22 protein-coding genes are annotated in these 24,268 nt (G+C 37.7%); 8 read left to right on the top strand and 14 right to left on the bottom strand.

The window, feature by feature from the left end; translation table 11 throughout:
• Positions 1–12 precede the first annotated feature (12 nt).
• Genes CLV94_RS14180 through CLV94_RS14170 form a run of 3 tightly spaced genes read right to left on the bottom strand, consistent with a single transcriptional unit; the run spans position 13 to position 3,935 of the window.
• The gene (locus CLV94_RS14180) at positions 13–1,629 is read right to left on the bottom strand and encodes a M1 family metallopeptidase (RefSeq protein ID WP_121377154.1); all 1,617 of its coding nucleotides are present in this window, start codon (positions 1,627–1,629) and stop codon (positions 13–15) included.
• A 6-nt stretch (positions 1,630–1,635) separates the two neighbouring features.
• Complete coding sequence (locus CLV94_RS14175; protein WP_121377153.1) at positions 1,636–2,301, bottom strand: class I SAM-dependent methyltransferase; 666 nt, start codon at positions 2,299–2,301, stop codon at positions 1,636–1,638.
• A gap of 5 nt (positions 2,302–2,306) precedes the next feature.
• Positions 2,307–3,935 carry an acyl-CoA carboxylase subunit beta gene (locus CLV94_RS14170; RefSeq protein ID WP_121377239.1) on the bottom strand — a complete coding sequence of 543 codons (1,629 nt, stop codon included), beginning with the start codon at positions 3,933–3,935 and terminating at the stop codon, positions 2,307–2,309.
• A 196-nt stretch (positions 3,936–4,131) separates the two neighbouring features.
• On the opposite strand from CLV94_RS14170, the gene CLV94_RS14165 reads away from it, so the two are divergent.
• The 3 genes from CLV94_RS14165 to CLV94_RS14155 all read left to right on the top strand — a co-directional run bounded on the left by CLV94_RS14165 (position 4,132) and on the right by CLV94_RS14155 (position 6,963).
• Complete coding sequence (locus tag CLV94_RS14165) at positions 4,132–4,776, top strand: DUF47 domain-containing protein (protein WP_121377152.1); 645 nt, start codon at positions 4,132–4,134, stop codon at positions 4,774–4,776.
• 25 nt (positions 4,777–4,801) lie between these two features.
• The gene (locus CLV94_RS14160; RefSeq protein WP_121377151.1) at positions 4,802–6,085 is read left to right on the top strand and encodes an inorganic phosphate transporter; all 1,284 of its coding nucleotides are present in this window, start codon (positions 4,802–4,804) and stop codon (positions 6,083–6,085) included.
• Between the two features lie 113 nt (positions 6,086–6,198).
• Entirely contained in the window at positions 6,199–6,963 is a 765-nt protein-coding gene (locus CLV94_RS14155) for a dienelactone hydrolase family protein (protein WP_121377150.1), read from the top strand.
• On the opposite strand, the gene CLV94_RS14150 is transcribed toward CLV94_RS14155, so the two are convergent.
• The gene (locus CLV94_RS14150) at positions 6,964–8,190 is read right to left on the bottom strand and encodes a GAF domain-containing sensor histidine kinase (RefSeq protein WP_121377149.1); all 1,227 of its coding nucleotides are present in this window, start codon (positions 8,188–8,190) and stop codon (positions 6,964–6,966) included. It lies immediately after the preceding gene.
• A gap of 164 nt (positions 8,191–8,354) precedes the next feature.
• A protein-coding gene (gene prfB, locus CLV94_RS14145; RefSeq protein ID WP_121377148.1) for a peptide chain release factor 2 occupies positions 8,355–9,453 on the bottom strand; the annotation gives its coding sequence in 2 pieces (ribosomal slippage) (positions 8,355–9,389 and positions 9,391–9,453; 1,098 coding nt in all).
• 48 nt (positions 9,454–9,501) lie between these two features.
• Here prfB and CLV94_RS14140 point away from each other — a divergent pair.
• Entirely contained in the window at positions 9,502–10,527 is a 1,026-nt protein-coding gene (locus CLV94_RS14140; protein WP_121377147.1) for a threonine aldolase family protein, read from the top strand.
• Between the two features lie 64 nt (positions 10,528–10,591).
• Here CLV94_RS14140 and CLV94_RS14135 read toward each other — a convergent pair whose 3' ends face one another.
• A complete protein-coding gene (locus CLV94_RS14135; RefSeq protein ID WP_121377146.1) occupies positions 10,592–10,915 on the bottom strand; it encodes a YbaB/EbfC family nucleoid-associated protein in 324 nt (107 codons plus the stop codon).
• Positions 10,916–11,060: 145 nt separating this feature from the next.
• Here CLV94_RS14135 and CLV94_RS14130 point away from each other — a divergent pair, with 145 nt between their 5' ends.
• Together CLV94_RS14130 and CLV94_RS14125 are read left to right on the top strand one after the other, a co-directional pair.
• A complete protein-coding gene (locus tag CLV94_RS14130; RefSeq protein ID WP_121377145.1) occupies positions 11,061–13,121 on the top strand; it encodes a S9 family peptidase in 2,061 nt (686 codons plus the stop codon).
• Between the two features lie 78 nt (positions 13,122–13,199).
• Positions 13,200–14,240: a PLP-dependent cysteine synthase family protein gene (locus CLV94_RS14125; RefSeq protein ID WP_121377144.1), complete on the top strand. Its 1,041-nt coding sequence runs from the start codon at positions 13,200–13,202 to the stop codon at positions 14,238–14,240.
• A 70-nt stretch (positions 14,241–14,310) separates the two neighbouring features.
• Here the strand turns inward: CLV94_RS14125 and CLV94_RS14120 are convergent, their stop codons facing one another.
• The 5 genes from CLV94_RS14120 to gcvT all read right to left on the bottom strand — a co-directional run bounded on the left by CLV94_RS14120 (position 14,311) and on the right by gcvT (position 20,127).
• A complete protein-coding gene (locus tag CLV94_RS14120; RefSeq protein WP_121377143.1) occupies positions 14,311–15,063 on the bottom strand; it encodes a head GIN domain-containing protein in 753 nt (250 codons plus the stop codon).
• Positions 15,064–15,169: 106 nt separating this feature from the next.
• Positions 15,170–15,886 carry a YebC/PmpR family DNA-binding transcriptional regulator gene (locus tag CLV94_RS14115; RefSeq protein WP_121377142.1) on the bottom strand — a complete coding sequence of 239 codons (717 nt, stop codon included), beginning with the start codon at positions 15,884–15,886 and terminating at the stop codon, positions 15,170–15,172.
• A gap of 60 nt (positions 15,887–15,946) precedes the next feature.
• Complete coding sequence (locus CLV94_RS14110; RefSeq protein WP_121377141.1) at positions 15,947–16,981, bottom strand: LIC11966 family surface protein; 1,035 nt, start codon at positions 16,979–16,981, stop codon at positions 15,947–15,949.
• Positions 16,982–16,988: 7 nt separating this feature from the next.
• Complete coding sequence (locus CLV94_RS14105) at positions 16,989–19,037, bottom strand: S41 family peptidase (protein WP_170148807.1); 2,049 nt, start codon at positions 19,035–19,037, stop codon at positions 16,989–16,991.
• 7 nt (positions 19,038–19,044) lie between these two features.
• Complete coding sequence (gcvT, locus tag CLV94_RS14100; RefSeq protein WP_121377139.1) at positions 19,045–20,127, bottom strand: glycine cleavage system aminomethyltransferase GcvT; 1,083 nt, start codon at positions 20,125–20,127, stop codon at positions 19,045–19,047.
• 152 nt (positions 20,128–20,279) lie between these two features.
• On the opposite strand from gcvT, the gene CLV94_RS14095 reads away from it, so the two are divergent.
• Positions 20,280–21,215, top strand: a complete 936-nt coding sequence (locus tag CLV94_RS14095) for a polysaccharide deacetylase family protein (protein ID WP_121377138.1) — start codon at positions 20,280–20,282, stop codon at positions 21,213–21,215.
• Positions 21,216–21,281: 66 nt separating this feature from the next.
• Here CLV94_RS14095 and CLV94_RS14090 read toward each other — a convergent pair whose 3' ends face one another.
• Entirely contained in the window at positions 21,282–21,728 is a 447-nt protein-coding gene (locus CLV94_RS14090) for a hypothetical protein (RefSeq protein WP_121377137.1), read from the bottom strand.
• A gap of 87 nt (positions 21,729–21,815) precedes the next feature.
• Here CLV94_RS14090 and ddpX point away from each other — a divergent pair, with 87 nt between their 5' ends.
• Positions 21,816–22,517: a D-alanyl-D-alanine dipeptidase gene (gene ddpX, locus CLV94_RS14085; protein ID WP_121377238.1), complete on the top strand. Its 702-nt coding sequence runs from the start codon at positions 21,816–21,818 to the stop codon at positions 22,515–22,517.
• On the opposite strand, the gene CLV94_RS14080 is transcribed toward ddpX, so the two are convergent.
• Together CLV94_RS14080 and CLV94_RS14075 are read right to left on the bottom strand one after the other, a co-directional pair.
• On the bottom strand, positions 22,514–23,083 hold the full coding sequence (locus CLV94_RS14080; protein ID WP_121377136.1) for a hypothetical protein: 570 nt from the start codon (positions 23,081–23,083) through the stop codon (positions 22,514–22,516). The genes ddpX and CLV94_RS14080 overlap by 4 nt on opposite strands.
• Entirely contained in the window at positions 23,083–24,267 is a 1,185-nt protein-coding gene (locus tag CLV94_RS14075; RefSeq protein WP_121377135.1) for a class I SAM-dependent methyltransferase, read from the bottom strand. The genes CLV94_RS14080 and CLV94_RS14075 overlap by 1 nt, the downstream gene beginning before the upstream one ends.
• Position 24,268: the final 1 nt, after the last annotated feature.

Genomic DNA, 24,268 nt, shown 5'->3' with positions numbered 1-24,268 from the left:
TTGGCGCTCTTTTTAATTATAATTTACTTTTATAAGAAACCTGTTGCTGTCAAACTTGACCGCTTCTTTGGTTTTCTTTATTTTGTAGGATTGCCAGTCATTAGTGGCTTCAAGCCTAATCTCTGTATCATTTACGAGCAGGACTACAGGCATTGAAAAATTAGTGACATCGGTATGCCATCTGAATTTTACTTCTTTCTTTCCTATTTCTATATCCAGCTCAGGAATGCTTTTGTACTTTAGGTATTGCTCAAAAATAGGAGAGAGATTTCTGTTGGTTTCGGCATTGAAAAAAGCAATGACCGTTTCGGTATCGATTATCTTATGACGGTAGGTTTCAGAATATTTCAATAGTATTTGCCACCATTTAGGATCGTCATTTACAATATGGCGCAACGTATTCAGCAGTAATGCTCCTTTATAATACATGTCGTTTGAGCCTTTGTCATTGACGCCGTAGGTTCCGATGATCGGAGCTTTGTTGGAAATACGGTTTTTCTGTCCGTTGATATACTCCATTGCCTTTTCATAGCCGTACAAGCATTCTACAAAAACAGATTCGGAATAGGTCGTAAATCCTTCATGAATCCACATGTCGGCGATATCTTTAGAGGTAATGCTGTTCCCGAACCATTCGTGGCCGCTTTCGTGGATAGTGATATAGTCGAAAAGCATGCCTATGCCTGTGCCCGAAATATCGCTTCCCATATAGCCTTTCCTGTATTTATTTCCATAAGCCACAGCACTTTGGTGCTCCATACCTAAATAAGAAGTTTCGACTAATTTATAGCCGTCTTCTGCAAAAGGATATTTGCCGAATTTGGACTCAAAACAGTCCAGCATCGGTTTTACTTCTTCAAAATGCTGTTTTGCTTTTTCTTCGTTTTCACGTAAGATATAATAGTCAAGATCTAGTCCGTTGTGGGTGTCGTGCAGATGTGCATAGTCGGCAACGTTTATGGTAATGTCGTAATTGTTGATCGGATTTTTTACTTCCCAGTCCCAGCGCGTGTAGCCGTTTTTGAGGTCTTCACTTCCAATGAATCTTCCGTTGGAAACGTTCATCAGTCCATTAGGCACGGCGACTTTTATCGTAGCGCCCAAATCCGGCTCGTCATGTTGGGAGTCTTTGACAGGATACCATAAGCTGGCTCCCGTGCCTTGTACGGCAACCCCAATCCAAGGCTTGCCTTGGCTATCGCTTTTAAAGACAAAGCCTCCGTCCCAAGGTGGATAGTTTGCAATTAATGGGTTTCCGGAATAATAAAAACGAATTTTCTTATTTAGTCCGTCAACCGTTAGTGGTTTTTCAAAAGAAATAAAAACAGCTCCAAATTCTCTTTTATAGTTTAGTTGCTTTCCTTCAAAAACAATGCTGTCGATTTTCATATTTTCAAATAAATCGACTTGGATTTGCGACGCCGTATTTAAAATCTTAAAAGTAATGTCGTTATAGCCGACGATGGATTTTTTTTCTGGGTCTATGGTGATATTCAAGTCATAACGCTGTACGTCATAGCTGATTCTTTCTAATGAAAAACCGCCACGCAGTGAATCTTTTCTGGTGAATTGTTGGGCTGAAACTTGCAGTCCAATAAAGAAGAGAAAATAGGGAAAGAATTTTACCATGCTTGATTATGGTTTTACTGCCTTGATAATTGTAAACGTGCGGATTTTTTTATCGCCCGTGTTGCTCAGGACTTCTTCTTGCTCTGATAGCGTATTTGCAATCGTAAATCCCGCATTCTGCAACAAAGCTTTTGCTTTTTCATTAACATAAAGTTCAAAGCCGTATTTTGAAAACGGAATCTTTTCCATGACCTCTTTGGGAATAAAAGCCAGGATAAATTCGCCTTTTGTTTTTAGGATTCTAAAAATCTCTTGTATGTATTCTTCTGGGTTTTTCCAGAAATAGATGGTATTTATAGTAAAGATGCTATCAAAGGCAGCATCGGGATGGGCTATTTTTTCTCCATCGGTCCATTCAAAAACAGCCTTATCGGTATTGGTAAATTCTGAATTAAGCTTTGTGGCTTCTTCTACCATGAGTTTGGAAACATCAATTCCATAATACTTTATGCTGGAATTAACTTCAAATAAATATTTGATATGTGCACCGTTGCCAGGCCCGATTTCCAATAGGCTAGAATTATCCTTGATTTCGATTTGGGCAATGGCGTTGCGAATCATATTATCATTCGCAACGTTCATGCTATAGGCCGTCTGTATGCCATTTTCACCATTAGGATGGCTCAATTGGCTGGCTAGTTCTTGTAATTCTTTTTCGTCAAGGTTTCCCATATTGGTTAGACTTGGATGACACCTAGGTTAAATTTCTTTTCGATAGGAGCGTGGTTCGCGGCTTCGATTCCCATTGAAATCCAAGTTCTGGTTTCTAGAGGATCGATAACAGCATCGGTCCACAAGCGTGAAGCAGCATAATAAGGAGAAACTTGTGCGTCGTATTTTGCCTTGATCTTGTCAAAAAGCTCTTGTTCTTTGGCTTCGTCGATTACTTCGCCTTTGGCTTTTAGGGAAGAAGCTTCAATCTGCATTAAAACTTTTGCGGCTTGGGTTCCGCCCATAACAGCTAGTTCGGCACTTGGCCATGCAAAAATAAGTCTCGGGTCATAGGCTTTTCCACACATGGCATAGTTTCCGGCACCATAGGAGTTTCCGACCACTACCGTGAATTTAGGAACTACAGAATTGGAAACGGCATTAACCATCTTAGCACCGTCTTTGATGATGCCTCCATGTTCTGATTTGCTTCCTACCATAAATCCGGTCACGTCTTGAAGAAATACTAGCGGAATTTTTTTCTGGTTGCAGTTGGCAATAAAACGTGTAGCCTTGTCGGCAGAATCAGAATAGATTACGCCTCCGAACTGCATTTCGCCTTTTTTAGATTTGACAACTTTACGTTGGTTGGCAACAATTCCGACCGCCCAGCCGTCAATTCGGGCATAACCAGTAATAATCGTCTGTCCGTAGCCTTCTTTATAGGCTTCAAATTCAGAATTATCGACCAAACGCTTGATGATTTCCATCATATCGTATTGCTCGGTTCTTAATTTAGGCAATACGCCGTAGATTTCTTTTTCATCAAGGGCAGGTTTTTCTGCTTTAATTCTGTTGAAACCAGCCTTTTCGTAATCGCCGATCTTGTCTACTATATTTTTTATCTTGTCTAAAGCATCTTTGTCGTCTTTTGCTTTGTAATCTGTCACGCCAGAGATTTCACAATGTGTTGTAGCACCACCAAGCGTTTCATTGTCGATGCTTTCGCCGATTGCCGCTTTGACCAGATAACTTCCAGCGAGGAAGATACTTCCGGTCTTGTCCACAATCAAAGCTTCGTCGCTCATGATAGGAAGGTAAGCTCCACCGGCAACACAGCTTCCCATGACAGCGGCAATCTGGGTGATTCCCATGCTGCTCATGATGGCATTGTTTCTAAAAATTCTTCCGAAATGTTCTTTGTCAGGAAAGATTTCATCTTGCATCGGCAAATAAACACCGGCACTATCTACCAAATAGATAATCGGCAATCTGTTTTCCATGGCAATTTCTTGGGCGCGAAGATTTTTCTTTCCGGTAATCGGAAACCAAGCTCCGGCTTTAACGGTCGCATCGTTGGCAACGACAACGCATTGCTTTCCTTTGACATACCCAATCTTGATTACGACGCCGCCAGAAGGGCATCCGCCGTGCTCGGCATACATGCCGTCGCCTACAAAAGCGCCGATTTCAATGCTTTCTTTTTTATCGTCAAGAAGATAATCGATTCGTTCTCGAGCCGTCATCTTGCCCTCTGCGTGTAGTTTTTCTATTCTTTTTTCGCCTCCGCCTAGTCTAACTTTTGCGAATCGTTGCTTTAAATCTGATAGTAAAAGTTTGTTGTGGTCTTCGTTTTTATTGAAGTTGATGTCCATAATGTATTTGAGTGTATTTTGCTTATTTTTTGAGATTGCTAAAGTACGAAAACGTTTGCAATAAAAAGAAACTGAGTTTGCAGGCAAGGCTTTTCCAATATTATCAAATCGTAAATTTTGATAACTGCTTATTTATGATTTGTTAATATTGCCTTAACATTAAAGAGATACATTTGCAGCAATAAATAACAAACCTATGTCTTTAAACAGTATTTTCCAGTTTTTAGTTCCTAAAGATAAAAAGTTCTTTCCTCTTTTCGAACAAGCTTCACAAAATTTAATTTTATTAGCTGAAACATTGCACGAGGCTGTAAATGCTCCAAAATTAGAAAGAGAAAATTACTTTAGAAAAATTGAAGAGCTAGAAGCTATTATTGAGGAAATTACGCATAAGACCCATCTTGAGCTAAGCCGAAATTTTATTACTCCTTTTGACCGTGAAGATATTTTTGCCTTGGTAAAATCGATGGATGATGTTGCTGATTATATGCACGGTGCGGCGAGCAGAATGCGTTTGTATCAAGTAGAAAAAATTACAAAATCGATCCGTAAGCTAACAGAAATCAATCTTGAAGCTTGCCAGCACATTGGTGTTGCAATAAAAGAACTAAAAGATTTGAAAAATCTAAAAGCGATTTCTGATGCCTGCAAGAAAATCAACAAATTAGAAAGCAAAGCAGATAACGTTTTTGACAAAGCGGTTGCTGATATTTTTGAAAATGAAACTGATGCTAAAAACATCATTAAATACAAAGAAGTTTTGTCGGCACTTGAATCAGCTTCTGATAAATGCAAAAGTGTAGCAAATGTTCTAGAATCAGTGGTGGTTAAGCACTCTTAAATATCATTTTTGACTCAACAATCTTATGGATTTTACGATATTAATTGTCATAATCGTTCTTGCATTAATCTTTGATTATATCAACGGTTTCCATGATGCTGCGAACGCGATTGCAACTATTGTTGCGACAAAAGTGCTTACTCCATTCCAGGCTGTTGTTTGGGCGGCATTTTTTAACTTCTTGGCGTATTGGGTGTTTGGATTTGGAGTGGCCGATACGGTTGCAAAAACGGCCAATACGATGGAGATCAACTTAACGGTTATCTTGGCCGGAATCATAGCGGCAATTTGCTGGAATTTATTGACTTGGTGGCTGGGAATTCCTTCCAGTTCTTCTCATACGCTAATCGGTGGTTTTGCTGGAGCAGCTATTGCCCATGCTGGTTTTGACGTGGTTACTTGGTATAAAGCAGGAAGTGATGGAGGTATGCCTTCAGGTGTGGTTATCATTATCGCCTTTATTGTCTTGGCCCCTTTGCTGGGAGCCTTGGCCTCGTATCTGATTTCGATCTGGCTTCTCAATTCCTCGAAGAAAAGCATCTATCCTAAACTATTTACTGGAGCTTTGATGATTGCTACGATCGTATTTGTTGCATATCAAATGATTCCTTACGAAAAAATCAAAAAGCCTCGTTTTGATTCGCATTTTTGGAGTGTTGCTTTTGAAGCGCACAATATCAAGTGGTTTTTAGTGGCATTTATCATATTGTCTGTGAGTACCTTCTGTTTGTTTTTCAGTAGATTGAGCCATAGTAAAGCTGAATCTTGGTTGAAAAAAATGCAGCTTCTTTCTTCTGCTGCCTTCAGTTTAGGACATGGTGGAAATGACTCGCAAAAAGTTATGGGTATCATTGCTGCTGCTGTGGCTGTGTATATCCACACCAACGGTTTGTCTCAAGAAAGCATGCCGGAGTGGCTGAACGTGATACTTCCTAATGAAACAGGAGATTTCCATATGCCAGCTTGGATTCCGCTAGCGTGTTATTCTGCTATTGCTGCAGGTACCTTGAGCGGTGGTTGGAAAATCGTGAAGACGATGGGTTCTAAAATTACAAAAGTGACTTCTTTTGAAGGTGTTGCTGCCGAAACGGCTGGTGCATTGACTTTATATTTTACTGAGCATTTGAAAATTCCGGTAAGTACAACACATACTATTACAGGTTCTATTATCGGTGTTGGATTGACAAAACGTGTCTCTGCGGTGCGCTGGGGAGTTACTGTAAGCTTGATTTGGGCATGGGTATTGACCATTCCGATCTCGGCATTGCTTGCAGCCTTGATTTATTATGTTTTAAATCTCTTTATGTAAGTAAAGAAAAAAATAATACTAAGAAACCATTGCTTTTGCAGTGGTTTTCTGTTTTAGGTAATCCTTAACTAATTCCTGTTGGATAAATAGTTATTTTTAATAAAATTTGAGATATGACAAGAAACTTAATTATTCTTTCGATAATGGTAGCAAATACGGCTGTAGCACAACTAAAAAAGGTGGATTATAAAGATAATACGCAGGTGCTAAGCGGTATTTCTGTTACGCCTAAAAAAGCAATGGCTAATAAGCCTGGTGTTTTGATTCTTCCAGCTTGGAAAGGAATCGATGAGCATTCACAAGAAGTTGCCGCTGAACTAGCAGCTATGGGATATTATGTTTTTGTGGCCGATATCTACGGTGTTGACAAAAGACCTAAAGATGGAAAAGAAGCAGGAGAAAAATCAAGCTATTACAAGACGAATATCACAGAATACCAAAAAAGAATTTCGTTGGCTTTGGCAGAATTAGTCAAGCAAGGAGCTAATGCCGATAATATAGCCGTAATCGGTTATTGTTTCGGCGGAACTGGCGCTTTAGAAGCAGCTAGGGTGAACATGAAGGTAAAAGGCGTAGTGTCATTCCACGGTGGCTTGAGCAGAGATGCTTCCAGAGAAATTAAGGCTATAGCTCCAAAAGTCTTGGTACTTCATGGCGCTGATGATCCTTACGTTTCGGAGAAAGATATCAAGGATTTTCAAAATGAAATGCGAACTGCAAAAGCCGACTGGCAGATGAATTATTATGCTGATGCCGTGCATGCTTTTACAGAAAAAAGCGCTGGAAATGATAATTCTAAAGGAGCAGCTTATAACGAATTAGGGGACAAACGATCTTGGGAAGCAATGAAATTGTTCTTCAAAGAGATTTTGAAATAATTATTGATAGGCGCTTTCTGTTTCTTCTTCTTGCTTGAATATAATTGGCAACGAAATGAAAAAGGAAGTGCCTAATTCTTTTCCTGGGCTTTTTGCGAAAATTTGTCCTTTGTGTAATTCAACAAATGACTTGCAGATCGAAAGACCTAATCCGTTAGAGCTTTCTTTCCCTGTCGGTTTAGAGCTTAGTTTGGCGAATTTTTTGAAAAGCTTGTCAGCGTCTTCGTCATTTAAACCTTGCCCTTGGTCTTTGAATTCAATTTCTACAAAGTCGTCAATCTTTTTAGCGATAATCTTGATAGTAGAATTACTGTACGAATATTTGATCGCATTGCTCAAAAGATTGTGCAGCACGTCGGAAATTTTAGTTTTGTCAATGTTGATTTTTGGCAAGGAATCTTCAATCGTTAGCTCAATAATCTGATTTTTCTTATTGGCCAGCAATTCAAAATTGTTAATCAAGCGATCTAGCATTTCTTTTAGATCGGCTTCTTCGATAGAAAGCCTTTGTTCTTTTTCTTCATCTTCCGAAAGCTTGAGCAGATCGGCTAACTTATTTTGTATTGTGGCTACGCAGCGCTTGATCATGTCGGTCATCTTAGGCGTTTTTGACGTATCCATCCTCAAGATATCATTCGCAAGGCTTATAGAAGCTAGCGGATTTTTGATTTCATGCAGGGCAATTCCCATCAAATCATTTTGCGATTTGATAATTGTATTGTAGCGGAGCCTGCTTTCGAGCTTGTTCATGACGATATCGGAAAGCGTACGGAGCATTGCCATCTGATGTTCGGTTACTTCTTTTGGAACGCTGTCAATAACACAAACCGTACCCATAGAATAGCCTTCTGGAGATTTTAAAGGAGCGCCGGCATAAAATCGTATGCCATTGGTAGCGGTAACAAATGGATTTTTTAGCAAATCAGGAACGGAATGCGTGTCATTAAAGACCGTCATTTTTTCATCTAAAATAGCCAAAGAACATAAGCTGTCTTCTCGAGAAACTTCGCTGGCTTGGAAATCACCAATATTTGCCTTGAAATACACGCGATGTTCGTCAACAAAAGTCACGAAAGCATTTTTAGTATTAAATATCTGGGAAGCCAGCAAGGCAATTTTGTCGAAAGTATCTTCGGAATGCGTATCAAGAACTTGATAGTCATACAGCTTTTGGAGCCTTAAGGCTTCATTACTGGGTATAATAGAAATTGGTTTTTTGTAGATCATATCTTTTAAGATTCTAATTTTAAAACCAATACGTTTGATTTAAAAATCTTTTGATAAAGATAGGACTCCAATTCAAGAAAATTGTTACACTTAAACCATATTTCTTAAAAAAATATTAAAATTAGCGAAACAAAAAAGCGTGAGCATCGCTCACGCTTTCAAGATTATTCTTCTTCTTTTTGTCCCATCATCATCAAAAATGCTTTTAAGAACTCGTCGATTTCGCCGTTCATAACAGCTTCAACATCACTGGTTTCGTGGCCTGTCCTAACATCTTTGACCAATTTGTAAGGATGCATGACATAATTCCGTATTTGAGAGCCCCATTCGATTTTCATCTTTTTAGCCTCAATCTCGTCGCGCAACGCCTGTTTCTTTTTCAACTCGATCTCATACAATTGAGATTTCAGCAACTGCATCGCTTTGGTCTTATTATCTAGCTGAGAACGTGTTTCAGAATTCTCAATAATAATTCCTGTCGGATGGTGACGAAGACGTACAGCAGTTTCTACCTTGTTGACATTCTGTCCGCCGGCACCGCTTGAACGCATGGTTTCCCACGAAATATCAGCCGGATTGATCTCGATCTCAATCGTGTCGTCAGCCAAAGGATAAACATATACTGAGGCAAAAGAAGTGTGGCGTTTTCCATTACTGTCAAAAGGAGAAATTCTTACGAGGCGGTGCACGCCGTTTTCGCCTTTTAGATAGCCAAAGGAATAATCACCTTCAAATTCTAAGGTAACGGTCTTGATTCCAGCTACCTCGCCGGCCTGGAAGTTCAATTCCTTAATCTTATAACCGTTTTTTTCGCCCCACATCATGTACATTCGCATCAGCATCTGTGCCCAATCGCAGCTTTCTGTACCGCCTGCGCCAGCCGTAATCTGAAGTACAGCGCTCAAGGTATCGCCTTCGTCAGATAGCATGTTCTTGAATTCGATATTTTCGATGTGCGTATTGGCTAAATTGTATTGCTCATCTAATTCGTCGGCGGTCATTTCGCCTTCTTTATAGAATTCGTAAGCAAGTTGCAATTCGTCGGCAAGAGAAACGGCTTTGTTGTAATCTTCGACCCATTTCTTCTTGGAACGCAATACTTTAACATACGCTTCGGCTTCTTTTGGGTTGTTCCAAAAATCGGGAGCTAATGTTTTTTCTTCTTCGTTTGTAATTTCGATTAATTTCTTATCGACGTCAAAGATACCTCCTCAACGCACCAAGGCGCTCCACAATACCTTTAATTTGTTCGGTAGTTGTCATAAATTTTATACTTTTATACCCACAAAAATAAGGTATACTTTTGATATTATGGAAATAAATTTAGTAAGCGATACGGTAACCAAACCGACAAATGAAATGCTACAGCAGATGTTTCGTTCAAAAGTAGGCGACGATGTTTACAAGCAAGACCCGACCGTCAACGAATTAGAAGAAATGGTCGCAAATATATTTGGAATGGAAGCGGCGCTTTTTTTTCCTTCAGGCACGATGGCAAACCAGACGGCTATAAAACTGCATACGAATCCGGGGGAGCAGATCATTTGCGATAAATGGTCGCATATTTTTCATTACGAAGGAGGAGGGGCTTCTTTTAATAGCGGTGTTTCCTGCTGTTTGGTAGATGGCAAAAGAGGAATGATTACGGCCGAACAAGTAAGAGACGCTATCAATCCACCTGATTTTTACCATAGCCCGCTGACCAGCTTAGTCAGCATTGAAAACACTACAAACAAAGGCGGCGGAGCGTGTTATGAGATGGATGACCTGATAAAGATAAAAGACGTCTGTAAAGAAAATAACCTAAAATACCATTTAGATGGTGCCCGATTGTGGAATGCTTTAGTCGCAAAAAGACAAAATCCGAAGCATTTTGGAGAATTGTTCGATACTATTTCGGTATGTTTATCTAAAGGATTAGGAGCTCCGGTTGGTTCTGTTTTGGTTGGCGATAAAGAAACGATGAACCGCGCGTTGAGAGTTAGGAAAATTTTTGGAGGTGGCATGCGTCAGTCAGGTTATCTAGCAGGAGCAGGGATTTATGCTTTACAGCATAATGTGAGCCGCTTGCAGGAAGACCATAACAAAGCAAAAGAATTAGGCTTCATACTTAAACAATTACCTTGGGTTGAAAGTGTAGAGCCTGTGGAAACCAATATTTTGATTTTTGCGGTAAAACAGCAGTATAACGAAGCTGTAGTCATCGAAAAACTGAAACAGAAAAATATTTTTATCAGCTCTTTGGGTAAAGGAAAGCTACGAATCGTGACGCATTTGGATTACAGAGATGTTATGCATACGTATGTCATAGAAACCTTGCAGAAGCTTACTTTTTAGCTGTAGGCGATACGCTTTAGGCAGTAAGCAATTTGCATACAGCCTAAAGCGTATTGCGTAAAGCTTATTTAAACAGGTCCATTCCAGGAATGTTTGGCATTCCGTCTTTAGCAACAGCTCCTAGTTCTGCTTCATTTACATCAGAAGCCTTTTGTATGGCTTTGTTTATAACTAGCACAAGGTAGTCTTCCAATTGCTCTTTATCGTCTAATAAGCTGTCATCTATTTCTATTGATTTTACAGTGCGATTTGCGGTCAATGTTACTTTTAAAAGCCCGTCACTGCTTTGTTCGTCAATCAAAACGAAATCAAGCCTTTTCTTGGTCTCTTCTATTTTTTGCTGGGTCTCTTTTAGCTTGCCCATCATTCCCATTATGTCTCCAAACATTGTTAATAATTTTTATGATTTGTAACTACGAAATTACTAAATTGCATAGTCATATTCAAGTGAGAATTCGATGAAAAATAAATTAATTTTGTGTTGCCTTTGTATTATTTTTGCAACTTCATATTCGCAAAATACATTTCGTAAAATGTCTATAACAATTCCCCCTCCTGTTGCAAAAAAAATACCGAAAACGCTAGAAAAACATGGCGACAAAAGAGTAGATGATTATTTCTGGCTCAACGATAGAGAAAATAAAGAAGTTATTGACTATCTGAACAGCGAGAACCAATATTATGAGCAGACGACTGCTCATACGAAAGAGTTTCAAAAAAGGCTCTTTGAAGAAATGAAAGGAAGGATCAAAGAAGACGATGCTTCTGTTCCGTATTTCTTTAATGGATATTGGTATATAACACGTTTCGAATTGGGCAAAGATTATCCAATCTATGCTCGAAAAAAAGGAAGCCTTACGGCAAAAGAAGAAATTCTTTTTGATTGTAACGAATTGGCTAAAGGACATTCCTATTTTCAATTGGGAGGATTGAGCATCAGTCCTGATAACAAATATGCTTCGTTTGGAGTCGATATTGTAGGAAGAAGAATTTACACGGTTCAAGTAAAGGATCTTCAAACCGGAAAGATTTTTACGGATAAGATAGAAAACACGACGGGAAGCTCGACCTGGGCTAATGACAACAAAACGTTATTTTATACACAACAAGACAAGCAGACCTTGCGTTCGGATAAAGTTTTTAAACATAAATTGGGTAAAAAACAATCTGAAGATATCTTGGTGTATGATGAAGTAGACGATACTTTTAATGTTTCTGTAAGCAAAGAAAAATCAAAAAAATATATCGTAATCAGTTCTTCCAGTACGTTGACGACAGAGTTCAGGACGCTTTTGGCAGATAATCCTGATGGCGAATTTAAAGTTTTCCAGCCTAGAGTAAGAGGAATGGAATACAGCATAGCGCATTACAACGACAGTTTTTATGTCTTGACGAATAAAGATAATGCGACGAATTTCAAGTTGATGAAAACGCCTGAAAATGCGACTTCCCAAGAAAATTGGAAAGATTTGATTCCGCATCGCGACGATGTTTTGTTAGAAGATATCGAAATTTTCAAAGATTATTTAGTAATCGGCGAGCGTTCCAATGGCTTGAACAAAATCAGAATTATGCCTTGGAACGGAAAAGAGGAGTACTATCTTCCGTTTGGAAGCGAGACTTATACCGCTAATATTTCTACAAACCCTGATTTTGACACGCAGATTCTCCGCTATAGCTACCAATCTTTAGGCACTCCGTCTTCTGTGATTGATTTCAATATGAAGACCAAAGAAAAAGAAATCAAAAAAGAGCAGCAAGTCTTGGGCGGAAAGTTCGACAAGAACAACTATATCGAAGAAAGAGTTTGGGCTACAGCTCAAGATGGCACGAAAATTCCAATTTCTATGATTTATAGAAAAGGAATAAAGAAAGACGGTAAAAATCCTTTATTGCTTTATGCTTACGGATCATACGGCGCTACTATGGACCCATATTTCTCTTCTACGAGACTATCTCTTTTGGACAGAGGATTTATCTATGCCATCGCTCACATTCGCGGAGGCGAAGATATGGGACGATTATGGTATGAAAATGGCAAGCTACTTCACAAGAAAAATACGTTTACTGATTTTATCGACTGTTCGAAATACGTAATTAACGAAAAATTCACCAGCAAAGAACATTTATATGCAGAAGGTGGTTCGGCTGGAGGATTATTGATGGGAGCAGTCGTGAATATGGCTCCAGAATTGTATCACGGTGTTATTGCTCAGGTTCCTTTTGTAGACGTAATAACGACTATGCTGGATGATACGATTCCGCTTACAACTGGTGAATATGACGAATGGGGAAATCCAAATGAAAAAGAATATTACGACTATATGAAATCATATTCGCCTTATGACAATGTAAAAGCGCAAGATTATCCGAATATGTATGTTTCAACCGGACTTCATGATTCGCAAGTTCAGTATTGGGAACCGGCAAAATGGGTAGCAAAATTAAGAACCCTGAAGACCGATAATAATCTGTTATTCCTTGATACTAACATGGATGCGGGTCACGGAGGTGCATCAGGAAGGTTTGAAGCGCTAAAAGAATTAGCTAAGGAATTTAGTTTTTTGTTAGATTTAGAAGGAATTGAAAACTAATTAGATTTTTTTTGTTAAATTTGCAAGGATTTGAGGTCAATAAAAATTCAATGAGTTGCCTTGATTAACTATTTTTTTATGAAAGAAGAAATAAAAGCTTATAATAATGTATTGGAATTAATAGGCAATACCCCGCTTATTAAGCTCAATAAAGTCACTGAAAATATAGAAGGCAATTTCTACGCAAAAGTAGAAGCTTTTAATCCGGGACACTCCACTAAAGATAGAATCGCATTATATATTATTGAAGAAGCAGAAAGGCAAGGAATCTTGTCTCCAGGCGATACAATAATTGAGACGACATCAGGAAATACCGGTTTTAGTATTGCAATGGTGAGCATTATAAAAGGCTATAACTGTATCTTGGCAGTAAGTTCAAAGTCATCAAGAGATAAGATTGATATGTTGAGAAGTATGGGAGCCAAAGTGTATGTTTGCCCTGCCCACGTATCAGCAGATGATGAAAGATCGTACTACAATGTTGCAAAACGACTACACGAAGAAACAAAAGGATCGGTTTATATCAACCAATATTTCAACCAGCTAAATATTGATGCCCATTACAAATCAACCGGACCGGAAATCTGGGAACAGACGAACGGAAAAATTACCCACTTAATTGCCTGCAGCGGAACTGGAGGAACTATTTCTGGAGCTGCGAAATTCCTTAAAGAAAAAAATCCAAATATTAGAATTTTAGGTGTTGACGCTTTTGGTTCTGTATTGAAAAAATACCACGAGACAAAAGAGTTTGATGCGAACGAAATCTACCCATACAGAATTGAAGGTTTAGGCAAAAACTTAATTCCTACAGCAACAGACTTCGATTCAATTGATAAATTCATAAAAGTTACTGACGAAGAAAGCGCGCATGCGACAAGAGAAATTGCTAAGAAAGAAGGCCTATTCGTAGGTTACACTTCTGGAGCAGTTCTTCAAGCCATCAAGCAATATGCAGAAGAAGGTGAATTCGACAAAAACAGTAACGTAATTGCTATTTTCCCAGATCATGGCTCAAGATACATGAGCAAAGTATTTAGCGATGACTGGATGAACGAGCAAGGCTTTTTTGACAGTATTAATGTTGAAGAAGCTCAGAAAATAGAATTCATAAAGTAAGATTTACTTATATCACATAAAAAAACTCCAGAATTATCTGGAGTTTTTTGTTTTATATTCTTTTGGAAAGCTAGCTTTTTGATACTTTTCCTGAACCGTTAACATTTTTGTTTATTTTCTTAGGTTCTCCATTATATTTGACAGTTCCCGAACCATGTACGTTGGCTGTAAGAGTTCCTGTTGTAGCAGTCATTAGGTTTCCAGAACCGTGAACACTGACATCAGAAGTTTCAGAGGTAAATTCGGAAGCGTTTAGTTGACCCGAACCATTAACATTTCCAGTAAAGTTGCTTGTCTTTCCTTTAAGAGTTAGTTTCCCAGAACCGTTGATTTCTGCATTTGTTTTGTTGGTAGCCAAATATAGCTCAAGTTTTCCAGATCCGTCTAGTTTTGCAGACGTGTTGCCCGTACTGGCAACATTTAAATTGATTTTTCCAGAACCATTTAAAGATGCCGCAAAATTATCTGTTTTAATAGTAGCGTCAGAAGAGATATTTCCAGATCCTGATAAGCTAACTCCATCAAGCTTCTTAAAAGGAACTCTTACTGTTACACTGCCTCCTTTAAAGCTTATCTTTTTACTGCTTTCATAATAAATCTTCAAGGTATTTCCTTTTACTTCAGTTACAAGATATTGCAGTGATTTCTCATCGCCTTCAAGCGTAAGAGTATTTGAGTCACTTGATACAAGAATGATTTTAGAAGAACCGCTGGATTCAATTTTAGAAAAAGTGCCGATGGTTCTGTTTTCAGTTTTGGTTTGTGAATTAGCCGTTAAAACGAAGAATAGGCAAAACAGCCATAAGAATTGTGTTTTTTTCATGATGATTTGATTTAATGATTTGAGTAAATGTAAGGAATTCCTATAAAACAAAAAACTCCTGAGCAATACTCAAGAGTTTTTATTTGGATTTATATTTTTTTTGGAACTATTCTTCTTCTTCCATAGTATGATAAACGTTTTGAACGTCATCATCTTCTTCAATTTTTTCTAGTAATTTTTCTACGTCAGCCACTTGGTCTGCCGTAAGTTTTTTGGTCACTTGCGGAATTCTTTCAAATCCAGAAGAAAGGATTTCAATGCCTCTGTTTTCTAATTCTTTTTGGATAGCTCCAAAGCTTTCAAAAGGGGCATAAATCAAGATACCGTCTTCGTCAGCAAAAATTTCTTCAGCACCAAAATCGATAAATTCCAGTTCCATTTCTTCAATATCAATTCCTTCAGCCGGAATCCTAAAATTGCAGGTATGGTCAAACATAAACTCTACAGAACCCTGAGTTCCCATAGTTCCGTTACATTTGTTGAAATAGCTTCTGATATTCGCAACAGTTCGGTTATTATTGTCGGTAGCCGTTTCGATTAGGATTGCGATTCCGTGAGGTGCATATCCTTCAAATAAGACTTCTTTATAGTTTGCCGTGTCTTTGTCGGTCGCTTTCTTAATCGCTCTCTCGACATTGTCTTTTGGCATGTTTACGGCCTTGGCATTTTGGATAACGGCTCTTAGTCTAGAGTTAGACTCTGGATTTGGACCACCTTCCTTAACCGCCATTACGATATCTTTTCCAATTCTTGTAAATGCTTTAGCCATTGCTGACCAGCGCTTCATTTTTCTATTTTTTCTGAACTCAAACGCTCTTCCCATTTCTAAAATTTTTTAAACGTTGCAAAAATAAGCTTATCCTTTTTTATTTCAAATCTATTTTTAATCTTTCGGGACATGTTTTGAAATAAATTGTTCGCCGGCCTGTTCCCAATTTGTATTTACGGCGACTTTTTCTTGATAAAATTTGGCATTCAGCTTATTATAAGCTTGCGCTTCTTGGTTTACTTCTTTGATTAGGTTATTAAAATTGTCGATTTCTTGCTTTGTCCTGTTCTTCTCAAGTTTTTTCTCCAAAGATTCTTTGGTGTCTTCGGCTTGTTGGTTCAGCATCAGGAATGAAATTACTTTCGGTGTCAGTTCTAACGCTTCTTTTTTGTAAAATTCCAACGCTTTTTTGGTAGAGGCGATTAGGCTAGCATCCTTATTAAATGGAGTTGTTGCTTCAAGATTTTTTAGGCCTTCATTGGCATAGAGTTCTAAAGAAGAAGCATTTTGCTGTATGGCATTCAAATCCTTTTTTTCTATTGACTTCATCAAATTGATGTCGGTCACATTTACCTTAAAAAAAATAAGATACATTTCAGTATGGTATTTGAAAACTGCATTCGAAATCTTCATCTTTTTTCCAAGAACAGAATTGTCTTCGGTAATTTGAATGTTATATTTTTTTCCAAAGAGTTTCTGGTTGGCATTTAATTTTTCGACTTCTTCATTAATTTTTTCATTCACCAGATCACGGGCCATGATATAAGCTTCCATAAAATCATAGGATTGCTCGGCGACTTCTTGCATGTCGATAATTTTGCCGTAGTCGTCATTGATGTATTTTTCTGAGATGGCTAAATAGGCAAGGAGCTGGTCACGGTATTCTGTATCGCCTTTATAGCCTTCTTTAAGATTCGTAATTTTCTTTGTGGCATTTTGTATGGATTTCACCAGTGTTTTTCGAGTAGCGTCAATTCTTCTTGCGCTTTTGCTATGCGCTACAGCTTTGGTATAATTCCAGGTATTCCTTGAAATGGCATCCGTTTCTTTTCCGATAAAATTCAGATAGTCAATAGGAGTCTTGAAATCCTGAGCTTCAGCTACAATTAAACTAAACAGGGCAACAATGGTGAGGAAAATTTTCTTCATAAAATACTTAATCTTTTTGTGAAGCGTAGTAATCGGCAATTATGTTAATGCCTTCCAAGACATAAGCATTCGTTTTTAAGTCTTTGATTCGGTACTCACTAATATTCTTCTGAAATTCATCAAATTTTAAAATTTCATTTTCATACGATGTGTTTGAAATCTCAAAATCAATTGGTGTTTCTATAAGTTTTTTCACGGAGTCAAAAACCGAATCAATACTATGCACATCATTGAAAACGCTTTCAAAGTTCAATACGATTGGCGCTTTTTGCGAATTGTATATCGAATTTACTTTTTCATTGACCGCTTTTACTTGATTGAAATAGCCATTAGTGCCGATTCTTTTTTTGCTTGCTACAAGCAGATTTTCAAAATCACTTCTAGAATAAGGCGTAAATTTAGCTTTTGAAGCAATGGCATCATTTTTTAATGCAGTCTTATAGCTTTTTTCTCTTGAAATTATTCCGTCATATAAAGTCGGGATTGCGATATCGGGAACGACTCCTGTTAACTGGTGGCTTTTTCCGGTGATTCTATAAAATTTCTCGATGGTCAGCTTCACGAAATCTTGTTCATTACCTTCTTCAATCGGAAGAATCTGTTGCATGGTGGCCTTGCCTAAAGTAGTTGAACCAGCAATGATGGCGCGATTATAATCTTGCATAGCTGCGGCAAAAAACTCGCTGGCCGAAGCAGAATTTCCGTTTACCAAAACAATGACAGGCCCGTTATAAATTGAGCCCCTATTAAAGTCTTTGATTACTTTCTGTTCCTTTTTATTATTAACTAAGATAGAAACCGGACCGGCATCGATAAACATTCCAGAAAGCTTTATAGCTTCTTCCATAGAACCGCCACCATTGTCTTGCAGGTCAAGTATCAGTCCTTGGATGTTGTCTTTTTTCAATTTCAATATTTCTTTAGCAACATCGTCAGAAATGCCCTGGACGGTATTTTTGTCGAAATCAGTATAAAAGCTAGGGATATTGATATAGCCTATGCGCGTATCATTTTTTGAAACGATATAGCTGTAAGCCGCATGATCGTCTGCTTTCATGATTTTTTTCTGTAAAGTGACGTCGTACAAACTTCCGTTTTTCTTTCTCAATGAAAGCGTAATTTCCTTGTGCGTATCAGAAAAAATAATACTTCCGATGGTTTCTAGGGAGCTGCAGGATACCAAAAAATCTTCTCCTTTTTTAGGTGAAACTTTGATGACCTGATCGCCTTTTTCGATAATTTCGGTGCGTGCCGCTGGACCGCCTGGCACAATTTCTTGAACAACTAATTCGTCATTTTCGTTTAGGCTGACATACATCCCGAGCGAAAGATTGTCAGTAGAAAGTTCTGAAAGGAAAGATGATTTTGTATCGTATGAAAAATAGGAGGTATGCGGATCGAAATAAGAGCAGAAAATAGTATAAAAACTATTGCGTATGTTTTTTTCGATACCGTCTTTTGAATCGATTCGGTTGTTGATCTTGCAGAGCGCTGTCTCAAATATTTTTTGCTTTGAGATTTTTTCTAGACTTGCGAAGTTTTGTTTCAGCGAATCGTAATTTTTGCTGGCTTTGGCAATATCTTCTAGAATGTCGAATCGCAATCTTTTGGCGTATACTTTACTGACATCTTCTGCCTTTACATAAAAAGGGAAATCTTTTTTTGTAAAGCGTACAGTATCATTTGTAGTATAACTTAGTTTTTCTTTCTGCAGTTTTTCAATTGCCGATTTGCTTCGTTCTAATGCGGTCTTATATGTTTTTGCAAAATCTTCAAAAAAAGAACAGTCATTAGCAGCAATATAATTATCGAACTTGAATTTGTGTTTTGAGAGATAATCGTATTCCGATTTCAAGAAAATATTCTTGTCGGTGTCTAAATCATTCATCAAGGCTTCAAAAACATAAACCGATAGGCTGTCGTCTACCGGTTTAGGATTAAAGTGCTCGTTTTGTATGAGCGTATTTATTTTTATCAAAACATTGCAGGATTTACCACTGTCTTGCGAATAAGACACACAAGCAACAAACAGTAAAAACAGCCAGATTTTGTTCATGTTTTTTTTATTTTTTATAGAAAGGCAATTTAACGACTTTTGCGGGAATATCATTTTTTCTGATGCGGATAAAAATTTCGCTATCAGCTCCAGAAAATTCTGTCGTAACATAGCCCAGCCCAATTCCCTTATTCAAAGATGGTGCCATTGTTCCAGAAGTCACAACACCGATAATGTTTCCGTCTTTGTCAACGATTTCATAATCATGGCGAGGAATTCCTCTTTCGGTCAATTCAAAACCGACTAATTTTCTCAATACTCCAGCTTCTTTTTGCTTAAGTAGGTTTTCAGAATTGGTAAATTCTTTGGTGAATTTTGTAATCCATCCTAAACCAGCTTCCAATGGTGATGTCGTGTCGTTGATATCGTTTCCGTAAAGGCAGAAACCCATTTCTAAACGAAGCGTGTCTCTTGCGGCCAAACCAATTGGCTTGATTCCGTAAGCTTTGCCAGCTTCAAAAACTTTATTCCAAATTTGTTCGATGTCTGTGTTCTTCGCGTAGATTTCAAAACCTCCAGAACCCGTATAACCAGTTGCAGAGATGATCACATCAGAAATTCCAGCAAAATCGGCAACTTCAAAGTGATAGTATTTAATGGCTGCTAAGTCAACAGATGTTAGTGATTGCATCGCTTCTACGGCTTTAGGGCCTTGAATAGCAAGTAACGAATAGTCGTCAGAGATGTTTCTCATCTCGGCTCCGACATTATTTTTTGTAGAAATCCAGTTCCAGTCTTTTTCAATATTCGAAGCGTTTACTACCAAAAGGTATTGGTCTTCCTTCATTTTATAAACAATCAAATCGTCTACGATACCGCCATTTTCGTTTGGTAAGCAAGAATATTGCGCTTTACCGATAGTCAGCGTAGAAGCATCATTTGAAGTCACTTTTTGGATTAATGCCAAGGCATTCGGACCTGAAATCAGGAATTCTCCCATGTGTGAAACGTCAAAGACACCGACTCCGTTACGAACGGTTTCGTGTTCTGCATTTACTCCTTCATATTGAACAGGCATATTGTATCCGGCAAATGGAACCATCTTAGCTCCCAAACTCTCGTGAATGTGCGTTAACGCAGTATTTTTCATTTGTGTTGATTATAAAAATTAAAGTTGCTAATTTATTGTTTTTTTTGCAGTTTCAAAGGTGAAAGGGAGTGATTTTTTAGGAATATTATAGCTTGTTTTACTACAGCCGAATTATGGTTTTGTTATATTTGGCAATAATCTAAAAAGTAATCATGAGACTAAATATAAAGACAATTCTGCTGGCTGTTTTTCTTTTCCAATCAGTTTTCGCTCAGGCGCAGAAACAGATAGCCATTACCATAGATGACGTTCCTAATACAAAAAAGTTTCAGCAGGATCTATTCAAGGCAAAGCTTCTGAAAAAGCTAGATTCAATGCAGCTGCCGGTTGCTATCTTTATCAACGAAGGAAAGATTTATGCAACGGATTCAGTTTCAAAAAATTTCCAATTGCTCAATGATTGGGCGAAAAGGAAGTATATCACGCTCGGCAATCATACTTTTAGCCATCCCAGATACTCCGATGTGGGTTTTGATGCTTTTACGAGTGATAGTGACAAAGGAGAATCGATTACCAGAGAACTGGCAAAAAAGCTCGGAAAGCCCCTAAAGCATTTCCGATTTCCGTTTAATGATTTGGGTAAAGATTTGTTACAGCGTAAGGAAATAGAAAATTATTTAGACAAAAAAGGGTACCAGATAACTCCTTTCACCGTTGAAAGCACAGACTGGGCCTTTGATATTGCTTATGAGTATTATCTTGCTAAAGGCGACAAGGCAAATGCCAAGATAATAGGAGAGAAGTATGTTAGCAAGACAATAGAGATTTTTGATTTTTTCGAAGCACAATCTGAACTGCAATTTCATCGTCAGATAAGCCAGATTTATTTGTGTCATGATAATTCTTTAAATGCGGATTATCTGCCTAAAATTATAAGGCTGTTGAAAGCTAAAAAATATACGTTTATCAGCCTAGATGAAGCCTTAAAAGATAAAGTCTACCAGCAAAAAAACAATTACCAAAAAAAGTGGGGAATCTCTTGGTTCTACAGATGGATGACATCTCAAGGAGAAATTAGCCGCGTGATGAAGAAAGAGCCGAACAATGAGGAAATAGAAAAATTGTATCCTACGTTACTTAAGCAATAAAAGTAAAGGGCAGTCATAAAAAAATCCCGATTGTCAAACAATCGGGATTTACTGAATCAACTAAGATTATTTCTGATCGATATACGTTTTATTTCCGTTTTTGTTAATGTAATACTTGCCGCCTTTAGGTCCGGTATATACTTTTTTGCCGTTGTAAAACTCGCCAGACGCCTTATCTTTTACTTCTGCTGCAGATTTTTTAGTTTCCATTTTAGCAGTAGTAGCTTTTTCTTTGGCTTTTGCCGTTTCTACTTTTGCTTCAGCTTTTGCCTTAGCAGCATCCGTTTTAGCTTCTGTTTTTGATGTGGCCGCTTTTTCTTTCGCTTTAGCGACATCTTTCTTGGCCGTTTCTTCAGCTTTTTTAGCTTTGGCTTCAGCCTTGTCGGCTGCTTTTTTACTATCTGCTTTTGCTTGGGCTACTTCAGCTTTTGCCTTCTTTTGTGTTGTTGTTTCCTGTGCGCTGATGTAGCCGGAAAATAACAAAGCAATTCCTAAAACAATTAATTTTTTCATACTTTGTGTTTTTAATTTGATTTAAAATTAGTAAATTAATTAATACAAATGAATAGATTTGTATTGCAATTAAACTTTTCTACAGTTATGAGATCTCTACTGCTAATAGCGTGCCTAATTTTTATTTCGTCTTGTAAAAATCCGCAAGAAGTTGTCTACAGCGATGCGCTGCTATCGAGCAATCGGAAATATATCGAAGAAAATGCGGCACTTTTAGAAGCGGCCAAGATGAATATAAGCGATACTTCTTTTGTGAGCCTGAAAGAGTATGGAAAGGATTTCTTTTACGACATGAAATATGCGACCGAAGATAATTTTTTGAAAACAAAAGTGTATGACTGTCCGGAATGCTACCTTCGATTCAAGACTGTAAAGGCGTTAGTTAAAGCGAATCAGGCATTTGTAAAGCTAGGCTACAAGATCAAGATATACGACTGTTATCGTCCGTTGGATGTACAAAAAAAGATGTGGGCGATAACTCCAAATGCTACCTATGTGGCAGATCCTGAAAAAGGTTCCATTCACAATAGAGGAGGTGCTGTAGATATTACTTTAACGGATTATAGCGGCAATGAGCTGGATATGGGAACAAAATTCGACCATTTTGGCCCAGAAGCGGCGCATGATTATAAAAATCTTTCAGCCGAAGTTTTGGCAAACAGAAAGTTGCTGAAAGACATTATGTTAAGAAACGGTTTCAAGTCTTTTGCTTCGGAATGGTGGCATTATAACTTGACGAATGCTTCAACGCTGCCGATATCAAATTTTGTTTGGGACTGCAAGAATTAATTTAAGCATTTGAGGTTGTCGATAAAGAAATTTTCTGGATACGATTTCTCACCGTTTAATTCAGATACCAATTCTTTCTTCATCACATAATCGATAGTTTCTGTCGCATATTTTACGCGAATCAACGAAACGGGAGATTTTTCCAATTCTTCCATCGTATTTTTCATAAAAAGAAAAGAACCTGATGAGATTCGGATATTTGCGCTTTGCGCTTCATCGCGAACCATAGAACCACAATTACCTTCGTCGGAAATCAATAACGTAATAATCTTTCCATTGGTCAACTGAAGGTAAATTTTTGAATTTTTATCAAAACAATTGGCCTTGATAAAGTCTTTGCTTTTTTGGATAGATTGAAAATTAAGCAAAGGAATATCGCTGGCATTAATCAACGAAAAGAAAATATAACTTGAAGTTCCTGCAAAGTTTTTTTCGTGCACTATCTTTTGTACTGTTTCCTTATAGCTGCCAATAGAATCTGTAAAATTAGAACTGTATTCACATGGTTTTTGGGCATAAAGACCCATCTGGAGCATTAAAAAAGCAATTAAAAGCAATCGTTTCATTATTCTGTTTTTATTTTGGTGCAAAGTAATACTATTTTGTCATTATTCATATCTGTAGTAAAAAAACAATACAGGTTTCCTCCATCATTTATTTTCCATTTTTTTCTGATATGCTCTACAGTTTCAGGAAAATTGCGGGTTGTTATATTGGCCTTTTTGTTAGATAGAAATTTTTTCATTTCTCCCTTGGTGTAGCCTATCTTTTCTTCAATCTGAAAAATTCTTCCCGGAAAGTCCACTAACTCATCCGAAGTATAAAGATGCGAATGGGCATGAAGCTTGTCTAAATTGAATTTATTGCCGACGGCATCAAAAAATCCAGATTTCATGATAGCACTGTTCGGCTCGTAAAGGTATTTTTTAGGAAAGCCATATTGTGCATGTTCATTTTCGTCAAAGGTAAAATCCAGTTTTTCTGTTTTCTCTTTGGTAAGATTCACGGTTTTGACTGCTGCCTTTCCTTGGTGGTTTTTTGAAATTTCCCAAAGCAGTTCCTTGACTTCGTTCTCGACAGCAACAATATGGATTGCTCTTACATTGGAGAGTTCTGAGAGTCCGGCCGCGAGGTCTAGGATGGGTGCTGTTTTTATCAATAAGTTTTCAGCATAGTTGAAATAAAATTCTTGCAGTTCGGGAACATTAGGCAGACAGTCTTTTAAAAGAAACACTTTGCCTTTTACATCGCTTCTTCGGGATGGATCAATATAAATCCAATCAAATTTTCTGTCCAGCTTTTGCAAGATTTCGTAGCTGTCACCAGCAAAACACTCAATATTTCTAGCTTGAAGAACTTTAAAGTTATGCTTTGCGATTTCTGATAAGTCAGTATTCATTTCGCAATGCACGACCGATTTCATTTTTTTTGAGAAGTAATAGGCATCAACGCCAAAACCACCTGTCAAATCGATAAGGCTTTCTCCTGAGACAATTTTTGATTTATAAAATGCGGTATCTTCAGAAGAAGTCTGTTCTACTGATATTTTTGGAGGATAAACAATTCCTTTGGAGTTAAACCACGTAGGAAGCTTATGCTCTGATTTGCTTTTTGCAGCAATTTGGTTGAGCAGTAAAGCATAGTCAATAGAAGGAAATGGATTTTTTTGAAAAGCCAATTTTGAAATATCTTTTCGAATATTGGCTTCTATAAAATCTTGAACTTCGGATTTTAAAATTTCTGGAATCAAA

The organism is Flavobacterium endophyticum (assembly GCF_003634455.1).
GTDB classification, from domain to species: domain Bacteria; phylum Bacteroidota; class Bacteroidia; order Flavobacteriales; family Flavobacteriaceae; genus Flavobacterium; species Flavobacterium endophyticum.
This window is presented reverse-complemented; position numbering and strand designations above follow the sequence as displayed.

Bases quoted from the DNA above. Each gene is read 5' to 3' on its own strand.
- CLV94_RS14180 (WP_121377154.1), bottom strand. From the start codon at position 1,629: ATGGTAAAATTCTTTCCCTATTTTCTCTTCTTTATTGGACTGCAAGTT.
- CLV94_RS14175 (WP_121377153.1), bottom strand. From the start codon at position 2,301: ATGGGAAACCTTGACGAAAAAGAATTACAAGAACTAGCCAGCCAATTG.
- CLV94_RS14170 (WP_121377239.1), bottom strand. From the start codon at position 3,935: ATGGACATCAACTTCAATAAAAACGAAGACCACAACAAACTTTTACTA.
- CLV94_RS14165 (WP_121377152.1), top strand. From the start codon at position 4,132: ATGTCTTTAAACAGTATTTTCCAGTTTTTAGTTCCTAAAGATAAAAAG.
- CLV94_RS14160 (WP_121377151.1), top strand. From the start codon at position 4,802: ATGGATTTTACGATATTAATTGTCATAATCGTTCTTGCATTAATCTTT.
- CLV94_RS14155 (WP_121377150.1), top strand. From the start codon at position 6,199: ATGACAAGAAACTTAATTATTCTTTCGATAATGGTAGCAAATACGGCT.
- CLV94_RS14150 (WP_121377149.1), bottom strand. From the start codon at position 8,190: ATGATCTACAAAAAACCAATTTCTATTATACCCAGTAATGAAGCCTTA.
- CLV94_RS14140 (WP_121377147.1), top strand. From the start codon at position 9,502: ATGGAAATAAATTTAGTAAGCGATACGGTAACCAAACCGACAAATGAA.
- CLV94_RS14135 (WP_121377146.1), bottom strand. From the start codon at position 10,915: ATGTTTGGAGACATAATGGGAATGATGGGCAAGCTAAAAGAGACCCAG.
- CLV94_RS14130 (WP_121377145.1), top strand. From the start codon at position 11,061: ATGTCTATAACAATTCCCCCTCCTGTTGCAAAAAAAATACCGAAAACG.
- CLV94_RS14125 (WP_121377144.1), top strand. From the start codon at position 13,200: ATGAAAGAAGAAATAAAAGCTTATAATAATGTATTGGAATTAATAGGC.
- CLV94_RS14120 (WP_121377143.1), bottom strand. From the start codon at position 15,063: ATGAAAAAAACACAATTCTTATGGCTGTTTTGCCTATTCTTCGTTTTA.
- CLV94_RS14115 (WP_121377142.1), bottom strand. From the start codon at position 15,886: ATGGGAAGAGCGTTTGAGTTCAGAAAAAATAGAAAAATGAAGCGCTGG.
- CLV94_RS14110 (WP_121377141.1), bottom strand. From the start codon at position 16,981: ATGAAGAAAATTTTCCTCACCATTGTTGCCCTGTTTAGTTTAATTGTA.
- CLV94_RS14105 (WP_170148807.1), bottom strand. From the start codon at position 19,037: ATGAACAAAATCTGGCTGTTTTTACTGTTTGTTGCTTGTGTGTCTTAT.
- gcvT (WP_121377139.1), bottom strand. From the start codon at position 20,127: ATGAAAAATACTGCGTTAACGCACATTCACGAGAGTTTGGGAGCTAAG.
- CLV94_RS14095 (WP_121377138.1), top strand. From the start codon at position 20,280: ATGAGACTAAATATAAAGACAATTCTGCTGGCTGTTTTTCTTTTCCAA.
- CLV94_RS14090 (WP_121377137.1), bottom strand. From the start codon at position 21,728: ATGAAAAAATTAATTGTTTTAGGAATTGCTTTGTTATTTTCCGGCTAC.
- ddpX (WP_121377238.1), top strand. From the start codon at position 21,816: ATGAGATCTCTACTGCTAATAGCGTGCCTAATTTTTATTTCGTCTTGT.
- CLV94_RS14080 (WP_121377136.1), bottom strand. From the start codon at position 23,083: ATGAAACGATTGCTTTTAATTGCTTTTTTAATGCTCCAGATGGGTCTT.